The sequence below is a fragment of the Bacillus sp. FSL M7-0307 genome (assembly GCF_038627835.1).
GTDB classification, from domain to species: domain Bacteria; phylum Bacillota; class Bacilli; order Bacillales; family Bacillaceae; genus Bacillus; species Bacillus altitudinis.
The window spans coordinates 1,251,357-1,272,285 of sequence record NZ_CP152023.1 but is presented as its reverse complement, the minus strand read 5'-3'; the positions used below and the strand labels follow the sequence as shown (position 1 = coordinate 1,272,285).

Genomic DNA, 20,929 nt, shown 5'->3' with positions numbered 1-20,929 from the left:
TCTATTTCAGACAACGAAAGCCAATGAATCATTGAAACAGCAAAACGAGGCAGCAATTGCAGCCTCGTTATTAGCTAAAACAACCATTCAACTATTTATCACCTAAGATACTTGATCTTTAACGATTTAGTTTTTCAAATTTGTTCAGGAATCGAAACAGTTCGTTCATTGAGCACATTCCCCGTGTTTAGCGTCGTTTTGGGTTCAATTAAGAGCAAGTGAACTTCTTCTTCAGCAATTGGCTGATGTTCAACTCCTTTTGGAATCACAAGAAATTCTCCTTCATTAAGCGTTATTTCCCTATCCCTAAAACGGATGACTAGATTGCCTTTCCACACAAAGAACATTTCATCCTCATCATCATGGTGATGCCAAATGAATTCACCCTTAATTTTCACCATTTTCATGTATGAGTCGTTCAACTCTCCACTTATTCTAGGATTCCAATAATCATTTATTTGCGAAAATTTTTCTTCGATATTTACCTTTGAAATCAATCGATTCCCCTCCTTATTAAATGGAAACGTCTGTTTTAATTGCCACAGCTAAAAAATTCTCATTTTCTCCTCTCGATCAGATAAAAGGGACGCAATGAGCATCAACCTCTTCTATCATTCAGTTTACATACTTCATTGGATCACGTAAAATCAAAAAATAGCATATAGATCATCACAATTTGTGATGCAAAAAAGGAGAGTTAGTTTGGATATTAAATCTTTGGAAGTATTTAAAGCCGTTGCCATTGAACAAAGCATCACAAAAGCTGCTCAAAAATTAAATTATGTGCAGTCCAATGTCACCGCAAGAATCCAACGTCTTGAACAAGAGTTAGGTGTACCTCTTCTCTATCGATATCATAAGAAAATATCTTTAACGCCTGCAGGACGTGAACTGCTGCCCTATGTAAATAAATTACTATACGATTACGAAGAAGCGATAGAAGCAGTAAAGCTTTCCTCTACTCCGCGGGGATCTTTACACATTGGATCTATAGAGTCCACCGCATCTACGAGATTGCCCAGCATTTTCACAGAATATCACAAAAAATTTCCACAAGTAGAATTGAGCTTGTATATGGCACCTACAGTCGATCAAGTTAGCGCTATCCTCAACTACAAAGTAGACGGCGCCTTGGTAGATGGGCCAATTCTTCATCCAGAAATCATCGAGTATCCTGTATTGGAAGAATCCCTCGTTCTCATTACAAGCTACTCCACGGAGCAATTCCAGGTAGAATCTATTTTACATGAGCCGTTGCTCTCGTCATTCGCCCATTGTATTTATTTAGGACGATGGCAAAAGTGGCTAGAGAACAATGGCTATCCTCCTATGAAGGTCATGGAATATGGTACGTTAGAGGGCGTCCTTAAATGTGTTGAAAGCGGGCTGGGAGTGACCGTATTACCAAAATCTATGGTTGAATCTCGGGGAGAAGGCAAATTTACCTGTCATCCATTACCAGAACCACATCGAATCGTGCCCACTGTGTTGATCAGGCGACGTGATTCGTACATGACCAGTGCCCTGTCACAATTTATGGAGTTAATGGGCATCACGAATAAGTGATCTGAGACAGATCATTGTTTCATAAATAAGATCATGTGTGATAAAAAAAGAGGATAGATAGAGCGACATTCTTTCAGCTCTTCTATCCTTTTACATCATCTCAACTTATGCCTGACTGATCATAAAGCATATGAACGATTCTTTTTATTTAGATGAAGCGTCAGTTCCTTCAACAACCCCTACAAAGTCAATTCGTACGCCGCCTTTTTCAGGATCTTCTTTCACCCGAAAGGCAAGCGCCTTTTTTTCTCCAGTGTTTGCATCTTTATAATTTGCATGAAAGACGTGGATGCTGGCTTCTTCCATTTGAAAATCTTCATAAGAAAGCGTCTCAATTCCCCATTCCTTTTTCGATTTAAGAATGTCATTTGGGCTTGGGACTGCGCCTTCGACATAGACATTGTCCATTTTTCGTTTATTTCCTTCAGTTATCGCTTCAAGCATATGCTCTGATGCCACCAGTCTTCTGTCTTTCCCCTCGTCTTCTCTTGAACATGCACTTAGCAAAACAATGCACATGAAAATGAATAAAAACTTCTTCATTTTTCTCTCCCACCTTCTCCTTAAAATGTAAAGGATGGAAGCGCTATATGCAATCTTTATTCAAAAAAGACTGTAAAACGTTACATTTTACAGTCTTTTGACTACATCAGTGTATGAAGAAATGCTGTTGCAATTCCAAAATAGATGAGTAAGGATAAAATATCATTCAATGTTGTGATCAGTGGTCCAGATGCAATGGCTGGGTCCACGTTTAATCTGTGTAAAATAATCGGCACGACCGTACCTGCCATTGTCCCAATAATCAGTGTTGCAAGAAGCGAGGAACCAACAACAAAACCTAAAATCATATTGCCCTGCCATACCATGGCAACGACCGTAATAATGATTGAACAAACAATCCCAATATAAATACTTGTTCTCAGCTCTCTGAAAATCAAGCGCATAATGGTTTTTTTCGTTAATTCTTCTTTTGACAATCCTCTAATGACAACCGCTAGAGACTGTGTCCCTGTATTCCCTGTCATACCTGCAATCATCGGCATGAAGAACGCTAAAGCAACGACTTGTTGCAAAGTATCTTCAAAATAATTCAAGATACTGCCTGAAATCAGCCCAATGAATAAGAGTAAAATAAGCCACGGAAGACGGCGGTATGCCGCCACAAATGCCGGTGTGTCGAACGTGATATCTTTACCAGAGGCAGCAAACTTTTCATAGTCTTCTCCTGCCTCTTGAATCACAACATCAATGATATCATCGACTGTCACAATTCCGACTAGGACATTGTTCTCTTCTACAACAGGGATGGCAAGGAAATCATATCGTTCAATGAGCTTTGCGATTTCTTCTTGGTCTTGAAAGGCACCAACGGCAATGACTCTTGTAAACATAAGATCCTGCACTTTTTCATCTGGCTCACCTAAAATAAGATCCCTGTATGAGAGTACCCCTACAAGCTGTTTTTGATCATTTATGACATATAAGTAGTTGATCGATTCGGCAATTTCAGCAAAGCTTTTCAGCTTCACCACGGCATCTTGAACCGTATAATGCTGCGGAATCCAAACGTACCGATTGGTCATGATCCGGCCTGCTGTCTCAGCAGGGTAATTCATGAGAAGCTGGACGGCCTTGGATTCCTCTGCTTCCATGTTAGATAAAAGCTGATCCTTCAGCTCATCCTCCATCTCATCAAACAAGTTGGCTAGATCATCGTTATCCATTTTGTTTGTGACGAAGGTGGCTTTGTCTTTCCCTACTTTTTCAAGAACAATCTCTTGATATTCCCGCTCCAGTTCACCCATCATTTCCGTCACGTCATCGACTGTTAAAAAGCTGAGAAAGCGGCCGCGGTGTTTTTCTGGAAGCTCCTTGAATAAGTAGGCCATATCATAAGGCTGAAGTTCTTCCATAATGTTTTTAAATTCTTTACGTTTTCCATCTCTTAGTAAAATAATGATGCGTAAAATGAGTTCATCGTACGTAATGTTCTGTATCATCGCTGTTACCTCCCCAAAATCAGGAGATACCCGAATCCCTTAGATTGTGCGGGGGTCAGGATCTCCTCTATCTGATGCGTCAATCTGATCTTTTGACATACTCTCTATGTGTCTCGAATCGGGATGATCCATCCCCACACCTCCTTTTCTCATAAAAAAGCACCTTCAACCGAATGAAGGCGCTTTGTAAGCATGACAAATAAACACTTGCTCCTTCAATCGTAGAGCTTTAGCACTGTATGGCATAGGATTAATCCAGCTGCATTAAAAATCACCTTATGTCGATGATTCCTGTTGACCCATTGGCGTCTTTGGACATTTTTGGGCAGCAGCGTATCTCCATACAGGAGCCTCACCTAACGAAGTCTCATATTGTTGACACACTGAGATTACAGAAAAAGCGCAATGATGTCAATAAGCAAGATGCCAAGTTTCCTGATGTATTCGCTTTCTTTTCAAAAAAAGAGCGATCGACAAGTTGACCATCGCCCTTTCATGTCTTTTATTCTTCTTCCGGCTGATTCATATCCTCTTGGGAGAGGAGATGAAAGGAATCATGCAAAAACAAAGCATATCCTTCTCCATCAGGATGGGGAACATATTCCGCACGATCCATCGTCTGTTCTTCTTCTTTTTTCTTCATCATATTCTCTCGCCTCCTTTCCAGTAGTTTGTCCCAATGAAAAAACCTTACACATAAAAGTGTAAGGTTCATTTATACCTTAATCGTCCCATTCTTGCTTGAGGATTTTGCCTGTTTTAGCGGAAATCTCAAAATCAACTTCTTCGCCGCTTGGTGTCGTAATTTCAATTTCATACAAGTACACACCATTTTCTTTATCTAATTCTGAATCTGTGACTGTTCCTTTTACTTTTGCAAGGGCAATTTGTTCAGCCTGTTTTTTGGTGATTTTTACATTTTGTTTCTTTTCTTTGACTGGATCATTGAGCGCTTTGCCTGTTTTGGCATCGACATATACTTTATATTCAAAGCCGCCTTTTTTAATCTCGACCTCATATACCCATTTTCCTTTTTTACGCTCAAGATCTACATCATCTACATAGCCTTTCACAACTTTTAATGCTGCTTTTTCAGCCTGTTTCTTTGAGACAAATGAAGATTTCTTTTGCACCACTTGTTCGGCATTTGCCGTTTGATTTGTATTTTGCGCTTGAAGGGTGAAACCACCTGCAACAAGTGCTCCTGTGAATGCTGTAGCTACTAGTACTTTTTTTATCATGTTTAATTCCTCCTCTGTTTGATTTCTCCTTTATCTTAAAAAAACAAGATGATAAAGGAAGGAAAGGAACATGAGAAAATCATGAGAAAATGATTAGTTTTCGTACGTAATGCCTTCAATATCTCCTGTATAGGCATTCACTAACACCTCTGCCTCTCTTCCATCCGGCAAATCGAGCTCTACCTCAAACACGAGCATTCCGCTAAAAGTTTCAAGATCTGCATCATCCACTGTGCCGCCCACTTCTTTTACGGCAATCTGAATGGCTTCTTCTACCGTTATTTTTGTGAGCTTCTTTTCTTTAGAGGTTGGCTTTTTCTTTTCTGCTTCAATCACCTTGAACGTGTCTTTCTCAACATCCACTTGATACAGTTCTTTTTTTGATTGAATCGTAAAGATAAAGCGATCCGATTTTTCTTTCTTTTGAATCACGGTACCCTTCACTTTTTTCACTGCCACTTCTTCTGCTTGGAGTTCGGCATTTTTCTCATTTGGTTTTTGATAGCTCTTTAACTGTTTCATCTCTTTCATTTGACCGCTTGAGGAAGATGCAATGATTTGATAGATGCCATTTGAATTTTCAAGCGTCAATGTATAGTCCTGTTTATGGTTGATCAGATCAATATTTGTGATGTTTCCATTGTAGTCTTTTGCGATGATTTTTTTAATGTCTGCTTCGCTTAATATTTTTTTGTCAATGGTTTGAATCATGAGCATTGCAAAAGCCACAAGAATGAAAAGACATCCTGCGAGCGTAAGCAGCATTTTCAGTTTTCTAGACATGCAGCGCCTCCTTCCTATTTCCTATTTTATAAGGAGGAAATGAGAAATTGATGAGAAAAGACCTACTTATTTCTGAAAAAGAATGGTCATCACGGTTCCTTCACCGATACGGCTGTCTACCTTTAGCTCAGCCCCATGCTCTTCAGCAATTTGCTTCGCAATTGACAGGCCAAGTCCAGTACCGCCCGTCTCACTGTTTCTCGCTTCATCCACACGGAAAAAGCGGTCAAAGATTTTCGGCAGATCCTCTTCTTTTATGCCAATTCCTTTGTCAACAACCGAAATAAACGGTTTCTCTCCTGCTCGTCCGCAGTTCACATCAACTGGCTCTGCACTATATTTAACCGCATTATCAATCAAGATGGTCAAAAGCTGTTTGATCTTCTCTTCGTCCCCTTCAGCAATAACAGGCTGATCTGTTTGTACATGAGTAAGGATGGTTCGATTGGTTGCCACTTCAAGTGTATGGCCAACTTGGCTGCACAAATGACCAAGATCAACCGGCTTCATGTCCAAGTAAAGCGGCTGCCCATTTTTCGCCAGTGTGAGTAGTTGATCTGTCAGCCTTTTCATTTTTTTTGCCTCATCATGAATGGCTTGAGAGGATTCTTCTACGACCTCTGGCCGGCTTTGCCCCCAGCGTTTTAGTAAATTGCTGTAGCTCATGATGACGGTAATGGGTGTTTTCAATTCATGAGAAGCATCGTGCAAAAATTGCTGTTCTTTCTCATAATGTTTCTCGAGAATTTCGGCCATTTCATTAAAGGTTTGACCCATTTGATACAGTTCATCCTTTGAATCGCCTGTTAATTCAATTCGTTTAAATGCCTTTTCTCTCATACTTGCTTTCATCGTATTGGTCATTCGACTAATTGGGCGGACAATTTGTTTCGTTAAAATGTGGCCTGCAAAATAAGAAAGCACAATAAACAAAACGCCAGCAGCGATTAAAATCATTTTTAATAACGCCAAGTTCTCTTCTGTATTTTCAATTTCTTCATAAACTTGCAGCGACACAATGTCCCCATTTGTCCAAATGACAGGGATAGCCGCGAACGCAATCATATGCTTATTGTATTCTTGAATTTCTGCTGTCTGACCAGATTCGTATGTAAAAGGAAGTGAGCTAAACGTAGATTCCTTCGTGACGGTCAGCTTTGATTCACCTTTCTCTGTGACGACACGGATCATACCATTTTGAGGCAGATACGCTTTCAGAAGCTCTGAAGATGGAAGGCCCTCTTCTTCTGACTTCTTTAGTGCAATCGCAATATTTTCAGCTACTTCTGACAGTCTGGACATATCTTTTTGCGTCAAGGTCATCGAAAAAATAAAATAAATCGCTGTATGAAACAGCAGCACCATTAAAAACAAGGACAACGATGTATAAAGCTGGATCTTATTTTTTAATCTCATGCTTTATCCTTTCATCACATAACCCACACCTCTCACTGTGTGAATCAATTGTTTTTCAAACGGGTAATCGATTTTTTTCCTTAAATAGCGAATATAGACATCAACCACGTTCGTGTCACCAAAATAATCAAAACCCCAAACAGCTGTTAAAAGCTGATCTCTTGTGAGCACTTGCTGTTGATGTTTCAATAAATGAACAAGCAGGTCATATTCTCTCGGTGTCAGCTCAAGCGTCTGACCGCCTCTTTGAATTTCTCTTGTTTTCTCATTCACCGTTAAATCTGCAATACTTAGCTCAATTTCTTTTTCCTCTTGCGCATTGTGATTGAACCTCAGCTGTGCACGAATTCGCGCTAATAATTCTTCTATGTCAAAGGGTTTTGTAATATAATCGTTTGCCCCAAGATCAAGACCGCTGACCTTATCGGGAACACTTCCTCTTGCGGTAATCAAAATGATCGGTGTTGCCGTATTTGTCTTTCGAACCCTTCTAAGCACTTCAAGTCCGCTTAATTCTGGAAGCATGACATCTAGAAGCACTAAATCAAAACTCTCCTCCTCGAGCGCCTGGAGCCCTTTCATCCCTGTATCTTGGACTGTGACCTCATATCCTTCATATTCAAGTTCTAATGACAGCACTCTTGCAATTTTCTTTTCATCTTCGACCACGAGTATCTTCCCTTTGTTCATCTCTATCTCTCCTATCTAAAAGGCAAGCTTGTCTTTCCATTATTATATGTTGCCTTTCTCCATTGGAACAGTCACAATCTTCATATCTTATTTTTCATGAATGAGGAATTGTTATGTAATATGGTTGATTTTTATTTTCAGCTGATCCTTTCACATTACACAAATCAACAAAAAAAGCCTCTTTTCTGAGGCTGGTCCCTTACTTCTTTTTAGGTTGACTGACAAAAAGCTCATCTACAGTCGTATTCAAAACAGAGGCGATGTCAAAGGCTAATTGTAAAGTAGGGTCGTACTTATCGTTTTCAATGGCATTGATGGTTTGTCTCGAGACCTTACACCGTTTAGCAAGTTCTTCTTGGGATAATTTAATGGATTTCCTTAGTTCTCTTATATGATTTTGCAATTTAATCACCATATTTTTTTCTGTATATGAGTAATGTAACTAAATATATGACCGAAATCACAGTTAGGAACATGATGGGAGAAATCCCAAACCCCTTATCAGAATTGTTCCCTTGGGTCGTTAAAAATATAGACTTTGCGACTTCTAATAAAAGCATACCGATGACCACCATAAATGCATACGATTGAGCTTTTGAGTAGATAAATCTCTTTCTTTCATCACCCTTTTGAATCATAGGCGCGATAAAGATGAACAGTCCGACCACTAATAAGATGACTGAATACACAACTTTTACAACATCCAACGGTTAGTCCCCCTCCCAATCAAAATGTCAAATACTTTTTACATTTCAATCATATCATCCACTTAAAAAATGTCAAATACTTTTTACATTCTATATTCTTTCGATCATTATAATGAAAAAACAATCATCCGCACATGGCATGTACCTTTTTCTTTTCTGTCATCATCTATCTTTTTATATGATTGCTTTTTCGATCTGCCTTTTTTAGTTCTTTTCGCCCATTTTCATCTATACAGGTGCAAGCTCACTATGCAGCATTTCCTTCTTTTTCATATGATACTAAGAGTTTTCCTCAAAAGGTGACTTCTTTCGGCAAGATATGAGGAGAACTGCACAATGAATAATTATTTGATTATTTGAAAAATTATTACAATTGACCCTTTCCGATCAAACATTTGTTTTATACAATAACATTACGCAACCTGAATCTACTTTGAAAACAAAATAAGGAGGGCTTTCTTATGAAAGGTGAAATTCGCTTAATTCCGTATGAAGTAAAAGCCAATGTGATGGAAGCGAAAGAGACGCCGGAAAGTATTCAGGAGATTAAAGCACCCGAACTTTGGTCAAGTGGCTTCAAAGGAAAAGGCATAACCATTGCTGTCCTTGATACAGGTTGCGACACGGAGCATCCCGATTTAAAAGATCAGATTATCGGAGGAAAAAACTTTACCGATGATGACAATGGAGATGCTGAGAATGTAAAAGACTACAACGGACATGGTACCCATGTATCAGGAACGATTGCAGCAACGGATCAAAATGGCGGCATTTTAGGTGTTGCACCTGAAGCCAAGCTGTTGATCGTAAAAGTTCTTGGAGGGAAAAATGGCAGCGGGAAATACGAATGGATTATCAATGGCATTAACTATGCGGTTGAGCAGAAGGTTGATATCATTTCCATGTCTCTCGGTGGGCCAAGCAATGAACCAGCACTGCAAAAGGCCATCCAACATGCGGTAAGCAGCGGTGTGCTTGTTGTCTGCGCAGCAGGAAATGAAGGTGACGGAGACGAGCGTACTGAAGAGTTCTCCTACCCAGCTGCATACAATGAGGTCATTGCCGTCGGCTCTGTCTCTCTTGCAAGAGAATCCTCTGAATTCTCCAATGCGAATAAAGAAATCGACCTCGTCGCTCCAGGTGAAGACATTTTATCCACTCTCCCTAACCATAAATACGGAAGACTAACAGGCACTTCCATGGCTGCCCCTCATGTGAGCGGTGCACTCGCCATTATTAAAAATGCCGAAGAAGAAGCGTTCCAGCGTAAGCTGACAGAACCTGAGGTATATGCTCAGCTCGTACGGAGAACCCTTCCGCTAAAACAATCGAAAACCCTTGTAGGAAACGGGTTTTTATATTTAACTGCACCAGATGTGCTTCTTGAGAAAACATTGGAAGCAGAACTTTTGTCTCTATAGGTACATGTTAGGTCCTGAGAAAAGATAGAATTTTCTCAGGATTTTTTTAATTAAAATTATTCAAAATTTACTTTGACGAAATGAAGTGAACGTTATATAATCGAACACAATAAATTCATAGTTTGAGAGTCGGTAATTCGATCACACGTCGAATTTTAATTGGGAAGACCGGTGAAAATCCGGCGCGGTCCCGCCACTGTAAGTGAGGAGAGCTTTTCGTTAATAATCCACTGTCATGAGGATGGGAAGGATGAAAAGCTTGCAGATTCGCGAGCCAGGATACCAGCCGCTCTATCACATCAAACCCCCTACGGTTGATAGGAGATGTCGGAAAAGCGTTCGTCATTGATACTTACGCCTTCTTTCGCACACACATTTTGTCTTTTTAAACCAGACATTTGCCCTCATCAATCTTGATCATGAGTGTGAGTGTCTTTTTATATTTAGAGGAGGAATTGGAATTGACAATTGTTAAAACAAGTAATCTAGGTTTCCCGCGAATTGGTTTAAACAGAGAATGGAAAAAAGCACTTGAGTCTTATTGGAAAGGTCAAACTGACAGAGAAACCCTCTTAAGCACACTCGATGAACAATTTTTAGCCGCTATTAAAACTCAAATTGATCAACAAATTGACGTTGTTCCTTCTGGAGACTTTACCTTCTATGATCACGTGCTGGATACTGCCGTTATGTTCAATTGGATTCCAGAGCGCTTCCGCAGCTTGAAAGACCCGCTAGATACATACTTTGCGATAGCAAGAGGAACAAAAGATGCTGTCTCAAGTGAAATGACAAAATGGTTTAATACAAACTATCACTACATCGTTCCAGAATATGAAAAAAGCACAGAATTCAAACTCACACATAACAAACCGCTTGAAGCATACGAAAAGGTGAAAAAAGCGTTTGGTGTTGAAACAAAACCTGTCGTCCTTGGTCTTTATACATTTGTTTCTCTTTCTAAAGGCTATGAAGCCAATGAAGTGAAAGAGATTCAGCAGCGCCTAGTGCCGCTTTATACTCAGTTGTTAAAAGAGCTTGAAGAAGCCGGTGTAAAATGGGTTCAAATTGATGAGCCTGCTTTAGTCACAGCTTCAAGTGAAGACGTGAAAGCAGTAAAAGCCATCTATCAAACGATTAAAGAAGCTGTACCTGCCTTAAACGTTCTCCTTCAAACATACTTTGACTCAGTAGATGCCTATGAAGAGCTTGTCACGTATCCTGTTGAAGCCATCGGTCTTGATTTTGTCCATGATCAAGGACGAAACCTTGAACAAGTGAAAAAACACGGCTTCCCAAAAGATAAAATTTTAGCAGCCGGTATCATCGACGGCAGAAATATTTGGAGATCAGATCTAGGAGAAAGATTATCGTTTATTTCTGAAGTGATTGCTGACGTGCAGCCGAAAGAAGTATGGCTGCAGCCTTCAAGCAGCCTGCTACATGTACCAGTTGCAAAACATCCGAGCGAACAGCTTGAAGAAAAACTATTAAACGGACTTTCTTATGCCACTGAAAAGCTGGCTGAATTAACGCTATTAAAAGAAGGCTTATCAAAAGGAGCGGCTGCCATTGATGCAGACATCCATGCAGCAAATGAAGCACTTCTGACGTTAAAAGAATTCGCGAAAGGAACGAATGCCGACCTGACAGCAGAGCGCAACAGTCTTTCATCAAAAGATTTTAAACGTCCAGTTGCTTTTGAAGAACGACTACGCATTCAAAATGAATCTCTTGAACTGCCGCTTCTTCCAACCACAACAATCGGAAGCTTCCCTCAGTCAGCTGAGGTGCGCAGTGCTCGTCAAAAATGGCGCAAAAATGAGTGGACAGATGCAGAGTATGATGAATTTATTAAAAAAGAAACAAAAAGATGGATTGATATTCAAGAAGAGATTGGCCTAGATGTACTCGTTCATGGAGAATTTGAACGTACAGACATGGTTGAATACTTCGGTGAAAAACTCGCTGGATTTGCCTTTACAAAATTCGCTTGGGTTCAATCTTATGGATCACGCTGCGTGAAGCCGCCGATCATTTATGGAGATGTAGAATTTACAGAGCCAATGACAGTGAAAGAGACGGTTTACGCTCAAAGCTTAACGGAGAAAAAAGTCAAAGGAATGCTGACAGGGCCTGTCACGATCTTAAACTGGTCTTTCCCAAGAACAGATATCTCTCGTAAAGACATTGCCTTCCAAATCGCTTTTGCTTTACGTAAAGAGGTAGAAGCGTTAGAAGCAGCGGGTATTCAAGTGATTCAAGTGGATGAACCTGCGCTAAGAGAAGGCCTTCCTTTAAAAGAGAGTGATTGGGCAGCATACTTAAACTGGGCAGCAGAGTCATTCCGTCTATCGACATCGTCTGTTCAAAATGAAACGCAAATTCATACACATATGTGCTACAGCAATTTCGAGGATATTGTTGATACGATTGAAGACCTTGATGCAGACGTGATTACGATTGAACATTCACGCAGTCATGGCGGGTTCCTCGATTATTTAGAAAAACACCCGTATTTGAAAGGCCTTGGACTTGGGGTATATGACATCCACAGCCCGCGCGTTCCAGCTGTTGAAGAAATGAGTAAAATCATTGATGATGCACTGAACGTCTGTCCGACAGATCGCTTCTGGGTCAACCCTGACTGTGGACTGAAAACAAGACAAGAACCTGAAACCATTGCTGCTTTGAAAAACATGGTGACAGCTGCTGAAGTCGCTCGTAAAAAGCTAGCGCAGCACGCATAATTAACTCACTCTTCCCCTGCTGAACATTTGGCAGGGGTTTTTTATCCGTAAATTGTCCTGTTCGATCTCCTCCTACAATGATTCCTTTTCTATCATGATTCGTTTATACTAGAGAAGTCAGTCGAACAAAGGGAGGAAGACAATGAATCACGAAGCTTTTTTACAACGCGCAATTGATCTTGCAGTAGAAGGAGTAAATAGTGGCACAGGCGGCCCTTTTGGAGCGGTCATTGTCAAAGACGGTCAGATTATTGCAGAGGGAAGCAACAATGTCACAACGAGTAATGATCCAACCGCACATGCAGAAGTGACAGCCATTCGAAAGGCGTGCCAAACACTACATACATACCAATTAGAAGACTGTATTTTGTATACAAGCTGTGAGCCTTGTCCAATGTGTCTTGGTGCTATCTATTGGGCTAGACCAAAGGCCGTATATTTTGCCGCTGGACACAAGGATGCAGCGACTTCTGGTTTTGATGACTCCTTTATTTATGAAGAAATCAACAAAGAATACGAATCAAGAAACATTCCATTTTACCAGCTGACCCTTCAAAAAACCCTTGCTCCATTTGAAGCATGGGACACATACGACAAAAAGAAAGAATATTAAAAAAAGACACCTGCTCCACAGCAGGTGTCAGTAGATTGTTGAGAAAGGGCTAAATTTTAGCCCTTTTTTCTTTTCATGATTCCGCCACTTCAAGCTCTACTTCGATGTTTCCTCTTGTTGCTTTTGAATATGGACAGAATTCATGTGCAGCCTCAACAAGCTCTTTCGCTTTGTCATGGTCAAGCCCTTTAGCGGAAACAATCAGCTTCACGCCAAGTTTAAAACCGCCATCACTTTCATCTTTTAATAGACTGACATGTCCTTCTACTTCTGATTCAATTTCGACACCTTGCTTCTTGGCGACTTGTTCAAGCGCCCCTCCGAAGCAGGCCGCATAACCCGCTGCAAATAATTGCTCAGGATTCGTACCAGTTTCTCCATCTTTCTTTGCGTTTGGCATCACAATGTTGTGGTCAAGCACACCATCATCAGAACGAACATGTCCTGCTCTTCCGTGCTGTGCTTTTACTTTTGCAGTAAATAATGGTTTCATCTTGATCTCCTCCTTCTTCTACTTATACCTTTCACGTTCTATTCGTTGCTCAAACATTTATGGCACATTGAAGAATTTTTCATTTTTAGTCTGTATTTATTTTAAAAAGGAAGAAAATCTTATACAATGATAAGTATGACAAAAAATAGTTGGTGACAGATATGACAAATGAATTTGAACATATGAAGCTGGAAAATCAGCTTTGTTTCTTGTTATATGCAAGTTCAAGAGAAATGACGAAGCAGTATAAACCATTATTAGAAGAGTTAAATATCACATACCCGCAATATTTGGCACTGCTTTTGTTATGGGAGCATGGGACATTAAATGTGAAAACAATAGGAGAGCTTTTATATTTAGACTCCGGTACACTCACACCTATGCTAAAACGAATGGAACAAAATGGACTCATCATCCGCGAACGTTCGAAAGAGGATGAGCGTTCGGTCCAAATTCGTTTAACAGAATACGGAGAAGCTTTACAAGAGAAGGCCACTTCGATTCCATTTCAAATGCTGTCTGGAACAGGCAGATCAGAAGAAGAGCTGAAAACACTTCGCGCTTCTTTACATGAGCTTTTGCAAAAATTAACACAATCAAAAGGCTGAGGGAATATTCCCTCAGCCTTTTTTTGATGTCTATTATTGAGCGACAGCTACTAATTCTACTTCAATGTTTCCTTGCGTTGCTTTTGAGTATGGGCAAACGCCGTGTGCTTTATGAACAAGTTCATCAAGTGCAGATTGCTCAATTCCAGTTCCTTTTACTTCTAATTTGACACCTAGTTTGAAACCGCCGTCTGAACTGTCTTTGACTAAGCTTACATGTGCCGTTACTTCACTTTCAAAACGGATACGCTCTTGTCTTGCTACCATTTGAAGGGCTGAATCAAAACATGCAGAATAGCCCGCTGCGAATAATTGCTCTGGATTCGTTGCTTTCTCAAGCTTTTTCGCTCTTGGCGTTCCTGGCATTGCTACATCATGCTCTAGTACACCATCTGTTGAAACAACCTTACCTTCTCTTCCTCCTACAGCTGATACCGTTGCAGTAAATAAAACTTCTGACATGAATATAACCCTCTTTCGCTCTATTAATATTTTCTACAATTGAATTGTACACAATCTAAATTCAAGAGTCAATGAAAAACACTCACTTTCATCTTTCCTCCATTTTTTATTTTTATGAATGTACATCGCACGATGATGGAACCAATCAAGGCAATAAAAAAAAGCCCTTTAAAAAGGGCTTTTTAGATCGTGATATGCTGCGGATTCGGTTTTTCTAGCGTATGGTTTCTGTTATCGGGGTCGGCATTAGGTGATGTGATCCATAATGCCAAGATCGTGATGCTTGTACAGACGACTGCCCATTTTTTAAAATTCATATAAACAATCCCCTCTCTGAATATAGATACGAGCATGTTCCGCTTCCCCATAGAACATGGAAGATTTTTCATAATCCTCCATTTCATTATAATACTTTGCGGTGTCTAAAGCCAGCTCTTCTATATCTGGATATGCATAGGAAGATTCTAAAAAATGGAAAATTCGTTTAATATGCTCTGCATCTTGTCGTAAGTACAACGCTTCTAAAAAAATGGTCTTCTGAATATGAATGTCATCCTGCAGAGCTTCTGCTCGTTTCATACATTCTTCTCTGTAATATAATGCTTCATTGTTTTTACCTTGTTTGTATAAGATCTGAGCGGCTGTATAAAGAGGGTCTATCGATCGACGAAGATGATCAGATTGGTTTTGATCAAATAATGAGATGGATTCTTTCATTAAGTCGAGTGCGCGGTTCAAGTCTCCCATTCTGTAATAGCTGTTGCCCATATTAAACAAAGAAGAAGCAATAAAACGCACATTCTGAAAGTCTCTTGACCTTGCAAGTGCTCTTTCGAGATGTGGCAATGCCTTTTCATGCCTTCTCATATCATCATAATTACCGGCTACAATAAATTCACACTGAATGGTACGAAGCGCATATAGTTCGTGCTGAATATAGACATCCAGCGCTAGTTTGGCATGGTGCATCGAAATGTGTGTTTGTTTCATGTGATAATATATTTCTGACATTTTAAAATGAAATTCTGCACGTTCAATATCGTCGGATACAAAAGAAAGCTTGTGCTCTGCCTTTTGATAGGACGATATGGCAGCAATGTACTCTCTCCTGCCGAACTCATACATGCCTCTGAAGAAATGATAGTAATATTCAAGCATGCCTGTGACATGCGTTTGATGCTCATCTATTTCTTTCGAAAGCTCGGAAAAGTTGGCGCGAAGCTTTCCTTCCTTTAATGGCTTTAAATAATCGAGCATGACCTCATGCCTGAATTCCATTAAAGAAAAATAGAGAAGCAAATTCTGATCTTCTTCCATTGAATCAAGAGAGGTGCGAATTTCCTGCTTTAACTGTTCTGCTTGTTCTGAATCAAATCTGCGGATTAATTCATACCACTTGTTGATTTTCACTCCAATATCCGAAGAGGGAATGATTTTCGCCATACGTTGCCTTCTCCAATCTTCTCAAAATATAAAACATTACCATATTTTATCATACTTGACCGGAGAAATACAAAAATGAAAGGAAAAAGAGAGCCTTGTGCGATAAGACTTTCTTTTTGGATTGGTTATTCTCTTATTTGTCCTTGACCACGAATCACAAATTTTTCAGAGGTTAGGGCTGGCAGACCCATTGGTCCTCTAGCATGCAACTTTTGTGTGCTAATGCCGATTTCCGCTCCGTAGCCAAATTCAAAGCCATCTGTAAACCGGGTGGATGCATTATGATACACAGCGGCAGCATCAACGGCTGTTAAGAAAAGTGCCGCATGCTGCTCGTTTTCCGTAATGATCGCTTCAGAATGCTTAGAGCTATACATTTGAATATGCTGTATCGCCTCTTCCATGGTCTTTACGGTTTTAATACTGACAATCGGCGCTAAAAATTCCGTTTCAAAATCAGTGGCCTTAGCTAATGTGGCACTCGGTGCAAGTGCACATACTGCTTCATCGCCCCGTATCTCTACACCATGTGTCTGAAGTGCTTCAAAGAGCGAAGCGCCATGTTCTTTTGCCCATGTTTCATGAATGACAATGCTCTCAATGGCATTACAAACAGATGGTCTTTGTGTTTTCGCATTCAGAACAATTTGTTCAGCCATTTCTTTTTGGGCTGTTTCATCAATGTAAATATGACAATTCCCTGCACCCGTCTCAAGTACTGGAACAGTAGACTCTCTCACAACAAGATCAATTAAATGTTTCCCGCCGCGTGGAATAAGGACATCTAGATAGTCATTTAAAGTGAACAGGGTTTTAGCTGTCTCACGGCCTGTATCTTCAATCAATTGTACACTGTCTACTGGAATATCCGTTGGTTGCAGCGCTTCATGAATGACTTTCACAATCGCTTTATTACTATGAATGGCCGATGAACTTCCTCGAAGAATCACAGCATTTCCAGTTTTCAAGCAAAGAGTGGCCGCATCGACTGTCACGTTTGGTCTTGCTTCGTAAATCATCCCAACCGTTCCAAGAGGCACACGTACTTTTTCAATGAAAAGCCCGTTTTCTTTTTGAATGGTTTCTAATGTTTCACCAATTGGGTCTTTGAGCTGAATGAGTTGATGCGTAGCGTCTGCAATCGCTTCAATTCTCTCTTCTGTTAATGTAATTCTGTCGATCACAGATGGCGTGAACTCTTTGTCTATAGCCGCCTGAACGTCCTTTTGGTTCTCGGCAATTAAATAAGCTGAAGATGCTTTTAATGCTTTTGCAATAGCGTCTAATGCAGCATTCTTTTGTTCAGTCGTTTTTAATAGCAGCTGATCTTTGGCTGCACTTGCCTTTTTTGCTTTTTCTAGAACTTCATTCATCGTTTTCCCTCCTCAGTTTTGTATGTGCTGAACCCAGTGATCTCGGTGAATGACTTCAGGTTTTTCATGAGAAAGCTCATGACTTCGCATCCCTTTGATGCCAAGAAGCTCATCAGAATCATACAATGTTTGTCCTTTACCGACTAATCCGTTTGGACCAACGACTTCGACGACCTCTCCTTTAGAAAATTCACCAGCTACATCAATGACACCAGCTGGAAGAAGACTTCTTCCATTATGCAAAATCGCCGCCTCTGCCCCCGCATCAATCATGATCTTCCCAGAGACTGGTGAGTGGAATTGAATCCATTGGCGACGGTTATTGACTGATGATAAGTCTTGTTCACCAATATATGTGCCGTCCCCTTGACCAGCGAGAATGTGAAGAAGCTTGTCTTCTCCTGCACCTGTGCCAATGAAGACTTTAACGCCAAGGGAGAGAGCTGTTTGTGCAGCTGAAAGCTTAGATTTCATCCCGCCTGTTCCAACCTTTGAACCCGTACTCTTCGCATATGAGAACAATTCATCTGAAATGTGAGTCAGCACATCAAACCGCTTCGCATCAGGATTCTCACTTGGATTGGCATCATAAATTCCGTTGATATCTGTTAAAATGATCAATTGGTCTGCATGAATTAAGCCACTGACCAGTGCTGATAACATGTCATTATCACCAAAGGTAAGCTCCTCGATGGACACAGAATCATTTTCATTAATGATCGGTAAAATTTTTCTTTCGAGCAGTTCCATCATCGTTGCGTAAGCATTTCGATATCTTGTACGATCTGAAAAGTCATTACGTGTTAAAAGCATTTGTGCAGGCGTCATCTGAAACTGTGAAAATAGTTCTGTGTATTTCTGCATTAACAAGCCTTGACCAACGGCAGCAGCAGCCTGCTTTCCTTTTAAGGTCACAGGTCTTGACGGATATCCTAAACTGCCAAATCCCGCCGCAACGGCACCTGACGAAATGAGAATGATTTCATGCCCTGCCTCTTTTAGCTTTGCGATGGCTTTGACATGATCCTGCATTTTGTGTTCATCAATGGCTCCCTTTTGCTCTGTTAATGAACTGCTACCAATTTTTATGACGATCCTTTGCTTTTTCATCATTGATTCCCTCCGCTATACCTTTCACCACATAAAAAATCCCTTTTTCTCCTTATGTAAAGGACGAAAAAGGGATTTTCCGTGGTACCACCTTCATTGAATAAGCATACGTCTGCTTATTCCACTCAACTCCTGTAACGCCAGGCATGCGCTTAGATTTTTCCTCTAAGGCTCAAAGGGTAGGTTCAGCAGCTGGCTGCGGCAAATGTTTCAGCATGTCATTTGCTCTCTTTACACAGCAGGTCCTGCTTACTATTCCTTCTCAACGCTCGTTAATTTTTTTATATTATCACCAATTGCTTCAGAAAAGTCAAGCGGTCAATTAAACACAATCGTTTTATTCTCATGGACAATGATTCGATCTTCTAGATGCCATTTGACAGCACGGGCAAGCACGCTGCGCTCAATCGTGCGGCCAATATTTTTTAATGCCTCTGCATCATCTCTATGATCTACCCGCTCAATATCCTGTTCAATGATTGGTCCTTCGTCTAAATCATTGGTGACATAATGAGAAGTCGCACCAATTAATTTGACTCCCCGCTCGTATGCCCGCTTGTATGGGTTTGCACCGATAAACGCTGGCAGGAAGGAATGATGAATATTGATGATTTTGTTCGGATGCTGTTCAATAAAGGCTGGCGTCAAAATTTGCATATATCTAGCTAGCACAACCGCATCAATGTCATACTCTTCTAATAATGCAAGCTGTTGTTTTTCTGCATCTTGACGAATGTCTTTATTTGCCTTCACGAAATGGAATGGAATGCCGAGTGCTTCGACTGTATCTTTTGCCGTTTCATGATTGCTGATGACAACCGCTATTTCAGCCATTAAATTACCGCTTTGCCATTCCCATAAAAGTTCATGTAAACAATGAAGCTCTTTGGACACAAAGATCGCTAGCTTTTTCAGATCACTTGCACGCGACATGCTCCACGTCATGTGAAATGATTGCGCAATTGGCTCAAAACAGCTTTTCAATTGATCTAAGTTGGCAGAAATGTCTTTCCAATCAAATTCAATTCTTAAAAAGAACCGGCCGCTCTCATGATCTGTTGTGTATTGACTAGATTCAATGATGTTTGCTCCATGTTCAAATAAAAAAGTAGAAACAGCTGACACAATACCAGGCTGATCCGGGCAGCTGACTAAAAGCCTTCCTTTTTGCTCATGCTTTTGTCTGTGTAATTCAAGTTTCTCTGTAATCAATGTTCTCATGTCTTATGACCTCATTTACGTTTTTCATTCTAATGAAATATTATACTGGACTGGAAAGAGAAAAAGCAATTAAGCGTCGTATTTTTTATTGAATATTCATTCAATTCTGCACCTGGCGTGATATAATATGAATAGACCTTTTATCACAAAAGGAGTGATGGAGATGAAAAGCATGACTTTGTTTGGTAAAGTGAGCTTTTGGCTCGGCATCGTATGTCTCATTACGGGCATTTATCTATTTATGACCGGAGAAAGACTCATTCCTTTACTTACATTTGGTGTATGTTTTCTGCTTGTGAGTCAGCTTTACCGCAAAAATGAAAACGATTCCAATCATCCTTCGATGTAGCAAAAAGGCTGGCAAACATGTGCCAGCCTTTTCTTATTCAATGATTTTCAACCCGACCGCTGCCGATAAAATCAGTGCGATAAAGAAAATACGTTTTGCATCTTTTGACTCACCGTAAAACAGCATTCCGACAATCGCTCCTCCAGCTGCTCCGATTCCTGTCCAAATCGCATACGCCGTTCCCATCGGAATTGTATTCATCGCAAGAGACAGCATCAGAAAGGATAGCGAAAATCCAGCTGCTATGAAGAAAATCCATTTGACATGGCGATCTTTCTGGAATTGATTCATCATGGTGACACAAAGCATTTCTAAGATGCCTGCCCCAATGAGTAAAAGCCAGCTCACGATTCAGCCTCCCCTTTCTTTTCACCTGTGGTTAATTTGAGTCCTAATACACCGCTTAAAAGGACCATGATCAAAAGTAATTTTACTAGCTGTACCGGCTCACCCATGACCATACCTACTATGACCGTACCTGCTGTTCCAAGTCCGGTGAAAACGGCGTAAAGTGTGCCAACTGGAAGTACAGTCGTGGCTTTCAGGAGTAAATAAAAGCTGACGACAATACAAACGATGGTTGCGCTCCATTCCAATATAGAGTCAGCATATTTCAACCCCATTACCCAGCCGACTTCAAATACGGCTGCAATCAAAACGTTTCCCCATTTCATTCGATC

The 20,929-nt window shown here is 40.4% G+C and carries 25 protein-coding genes, 2 riboswitches and 1 other annotated feature; of the genes, 6 read left to right on the top strand and 19 right to left on the bottom strand.

What is annotated here, in order from left to right:
* Positions 1–134: 134 nt before the first annotated feature.
* A complete protein-coding gene (locus MHI41_RS06460; protein WP_017367108.1) occupies positions 135–497 on the bottom strand; it encodes a cupin domain-containing protein in 363 nt (120 codons plus the stop codon).
* Between the two features lie 205 nt (positions 498–702).
* Between MHI41_RS06460 and MHI41_RS06455 the strand changes: the two genes are divergently transcribed.
* Positions 703–1,566 carry a LysR family transcriptional regulator gene (locus tag MHI41_RS06455; protein WP_025207232.1) on the top strand — a complete coding sequence of 288 codons (864 nt, stop codon included), beginning with the start codon at positions 703–705 and terminating at the stop codon, positions 1,564–1,566.
* Between the two features lie 144 nt (positions 1,567–1,710).
* Here MHI41_RS06455 and MHI41_RS06450 read toward each other — a convergent pair whose 3' ends face one another.
* The 9 genes from MHI41_RS06450 to MHI41_RS06410 form a co-directional block, all read right to left on the bottom strand.
* On the bottom strand, positions 1,711–2,109 hold the full coding sequence (locus MHI41_RS06450; RefSeq protein WP_017367106.1) for a hypothetical protein: 399 nt from the start codon (positions 2,107–2,109) through the stop codon (positions 1,711–1,713).
* Between the two features lie 101 nt (positions 2,110–2,210).
* Complete coding sequence (mgtE, locus tag MHI41_RS06445) at positions 2,211–3,569, bottom strand: magnesium transporter (RefSeq protein WP_007498785.1); 1,359 nt, start codon at positions 3,567–3,569, stop codon at positions 2,211–2,213.
* A gap of 207 nt (positions 3,570–3,776) precedes the next feature.
* Positions 3,777–3,940: riboswitch (M-box (ykoK) riboswitch) on the bottom strand.
* Between the two features lie 131 nt (positions 3,941–4,071).
* On the bottom strand, positions 4,072–4,215 hold the full coding sequence (locus MHI41_RS06440) for a hypothetical protein (RefSeq protein WP_008346168.1): 144 nt from the start codon (positions 4,213–4,215) through the stop codon (positions 4,072–4,074).
* 76 nt (positions 4,216–4,291) lie between these two features.
* Entirely contained in the window at positions 4,292–4,810 is a 519-nt protein-coding gene (locus MHI41_RS06435) for a PepSY domain-containing protein (protein WP_008346169.1), read from the bottom strand.
* A gap of 93 nt (positions 4,811–4,903) precedes the next feature.
* Positions 4,904–5,593, bottom strand: coding sequence for a PepSY domain-containing protein (locus tag MHI41_RS06430; protein ID WP_008346172.1), 690 nt, complete (start codon positions 5,591–5,593; stop codon positions 4,904–4,906).
* Positions 5,594–5,659: 66 nt separating this feature from the next.
* Entirely contained in the window at positions 5,660–7,009 is a 1,350-nt protein-coding gene (locus tag MHI41_RS06425; RefSeq protein ID WP_008346174.1) for an ATP-binding protein, read from the bottom strand.
* Between the two features lie 3 nt (positions 7,010–7,012).
* Positions 7,013–7,699: a response regulator transcription factor gene (locus MHI41_RS06420; protein WP_008346176.1), complete on the bottom strand. Its 687-nt coding sequence runs from the start codon at positions 7,697–7,699 to the stop codon at positions 7,013–7,015.
* 199 nt (positions 7,700–7,898) lie between these two features.
* The gene (locus MHI41_RS06415; RefSeq protein ID WP_169476040.1) at positions 7,899–8,114 is read right to left on the bottom strand and encodes a helix-turn-helix transcriptional regulator; all 216 of its coding nucleotides are present in this window, start codon (positions 8,112–8,114) and stop codon (positions 7,899–7,901) included.
* Complete coding sequence (locus tag MHI41_RS06410) at positions 8,104–8,406, bottom strand: hypothetical protein (RefSeq protein ID WP_008346180.1); 303 nt, start codon at positions 8,404–8,406, stop codon at positions 8,104–8,106. Before MHI41_RS06410 ends, MHI41_RS06415 begins: the two co-directional genes overlap by 11 nt.
* A 461-nt stretch (positions 8,407–8,867) precedes the next feature.
* On the opposite strand from MHI41_RS06410, the gene MHI41_RS06405 reads away from it, so the two are divergent.
* From MHI41_RS06405 to MHI41_RS06395, 3 genes are all read left to right on the top strand, one after another.
* The gene (locus MHI41_RS06405) at positions 8,868–9,827 is read left to right on the top strand and encodes a S8 family peptidase (RefSeq protein ID WP_050827199.1); all 960 of its coding nucleotides are present in this window, start codon (positions 8,868–8,870) and stop codon (positions 9,825–9,827) included.
* Between the two features lie 113 nt (positions 9,828–9,940).
* A riboswitch (cobalamin riboswitch) is annotated at positions 9,941–10,133 on the top strand.
* Between the two features lie 155 nt (positions 10,134–10,288).
* Entirely contained in the window at positions 10,289–12,577 is a 2,289-nt protein-coding gene (gene metE, locus MHI41_RS06400; protein WP_046343358.1) for a 5-methyltetrahydropteroyltriglutamate--homocysteine S-methyltransferase, read from the top strand.
* A 142-nt stretch (positions 12,578–12,719) separates the two neighbouring features.
* Complete coding sequence (locus tag MHI41_RS06395; RefSeq protein ID WP_008346184.1) at positions 12,720–13,190, top strand: nucleoside deaminase; 471 nt, start codon at positions 12,720–12,722, stop codon at positions 13,188–13,190.
* Between the two features lie 73 nt (positions 13,191–13,263).
* Here the strand turns inward: MHI41_RS06395 and MHI41_RS06390 are convergent, their stop codons facing one another.
* Positions 13,264–13,683 carry an organic hydroperoxide resistance protein gene (locus MHI41_RS06390; protein WP_008346186.1) on the bottom strand — a complete coding sequence of 140 codons (420 nt, stop codon included), beginning with the start codon at positions 13,681–13,683 and terminating at the stop codon, positions 13,264–13,266.
* A gap of 161 nt (positions 13,684–13,844) precedes the next feature.
* On the opposite strand from MHI41_RS06390, the gene MHI41_RS06385 reads away from it, so the two are divergent.
* On the top strand, positions 13,845–14,291 hold the full coding sequence (locus MHI41_RS06385) for a MarR family transcriptional regulator (RefSeq protein ID WP_041092337.1): 447 nt from the start codon (positions 13,845–13,847) through the stop codon (positions 14,289–14,291).
* A 33-nt stretch (positions 14,292–14,324) separates the two neighbouring features.
* Here MHI41_RS06385 and MHI41_RS06380 read toward each other — a convergent pair whose 3' ends face one another.
* From MHI41_RS06380 to purU, 6 genes are all read right to left on the bottom strand, one after another.
* Positions 14,325–14,753: an organic hydroperoxide resistance protein gene (locus MHI41_RS06380; RefSeq protein WP_017367099.1), complete on the bottom strand. Its 429-nt coding sequence runs from the start codon at positions 14,751–14,753 to the stop codon at positions 14,325–14,327.
* A 182-nt stretch (positions 14,754–14,935) separates the two neighbouring features.
* Positions 14,936–15,070 carry a hypothetical protein gene (locus MHI41_RS06375; RefSeq protein WP_008346190.1) on the bottom strand — a complete coding sequence of 45 codons (135 nt, stop codon included), beginning with the start codon at positions 15,068–15,070 and terminating at the stop codon, positions 14,936–14,938.
* A complete protein-coding gene (locus tag MHI41_RS06370) occupies positions 15,060–16,196 on the bottom strand; it encodes a tetratricopeptide repeat protein (RefSeq protein ID WP_008346192.1) in 1,137 nt (378 codons plus the stop codon). The genes MHI41_RS06375 and MHI41_RS06370 overlap by 11 nt, the downstream gene beginning before the upstream one ends.
* Before the next feature lie 125 nt (positions 16,197–16,321).
* Positions 16,322–17,569 (bottom strand): glutamate-5-semialdehyde dehydrogenase, encoded by a 1,248-nt coding sequence (locus tag MHI41_RS06365; protein WP_017359123.1) that lies wholly within the window; start codon positions 17,567–17,569, stop codon positions 16,322–16,324.
* Between the two features lie 12 nt (positions 17,570–17,581).
* A complete protein-coding gene (proB, locus tag MHI41_RS06360) occupies positions 17,582–18,679 on the bottom strand; it encodes a glutamate 5-kinase (protein ID WP_029575424.1) in 1,098 nt (365 codons plus the stop codon).
* A gap of 56 nt (positions 18,680–18,735) precedes the next feature.
* Positions 18,736–18,954, bottom strand: a binding site (T-box leader).
* Between the two features lie 43 nt (positions 18,955–18,997).
* Positions 18,998–19,900, bottom strand: a complete 903-nt coding sequence (gene purU / locus MHI41_RS06355; RefSeq protein WP_250026554.1) for a formyltetrahydrofolate deformylase — start codon at positions 19,898–19,900, stop codon at positions 18,998–19,000.
* Between the two features lie 163 nt (positions 19,901–20,063).
* Between purU and MHI41_RS06350 the strand changes: the two genes are divergently transcribed.
* Complete coding sequence (locus MHI41_RS06350) at positions 20,064–20,249, top strand: hypothetical protein (RefSeq protein WP_017367097.1); 186 nt, start codon at positions 20,064–20,066, stop codon at positions 20,247–20,249.
* A 33-nt stretch (positions 20,250–20,282) separates the two neighbouring features.
* On the opposite strand, the gene MHI41_RS06345 is transcribed toward MHI41_RS06350, so the two are convergent.
* Both MHI41_RS06345 and MHI41_RS06340 read right to left on the bottom strand, forming a co-directional pair.
* Positions 20,283–20,597 (bottom strand): multidrug efflux SMR transporter, encoded by a 315-nt coding sequence (locus MHI41_RS06345; RefSeq protein ID WP_017367096.1) that lies wholly within the window; start codon positions 20,595–20,597, stop codon positions 20,283–20,285.
* The gene (locus MHI41_RS06340; RefSeq protein ID WP_017367095.1) at positions 20,594–20,923 is read right to left on the bottom strand and encodes a multidrug efflux SMR transporter; all 330 of its coding nucleotides are present in this window, start codon (positions 20,921–20,923) and stop codon (positions 20,594–20,596) included. Before MHI41_RS06340 ends, MHI41_RS06345 begins: the two co-directional genes overlap by 4 nt.
* Positions 20,924–20,929 lie beyond the last annotated feature (6 nt).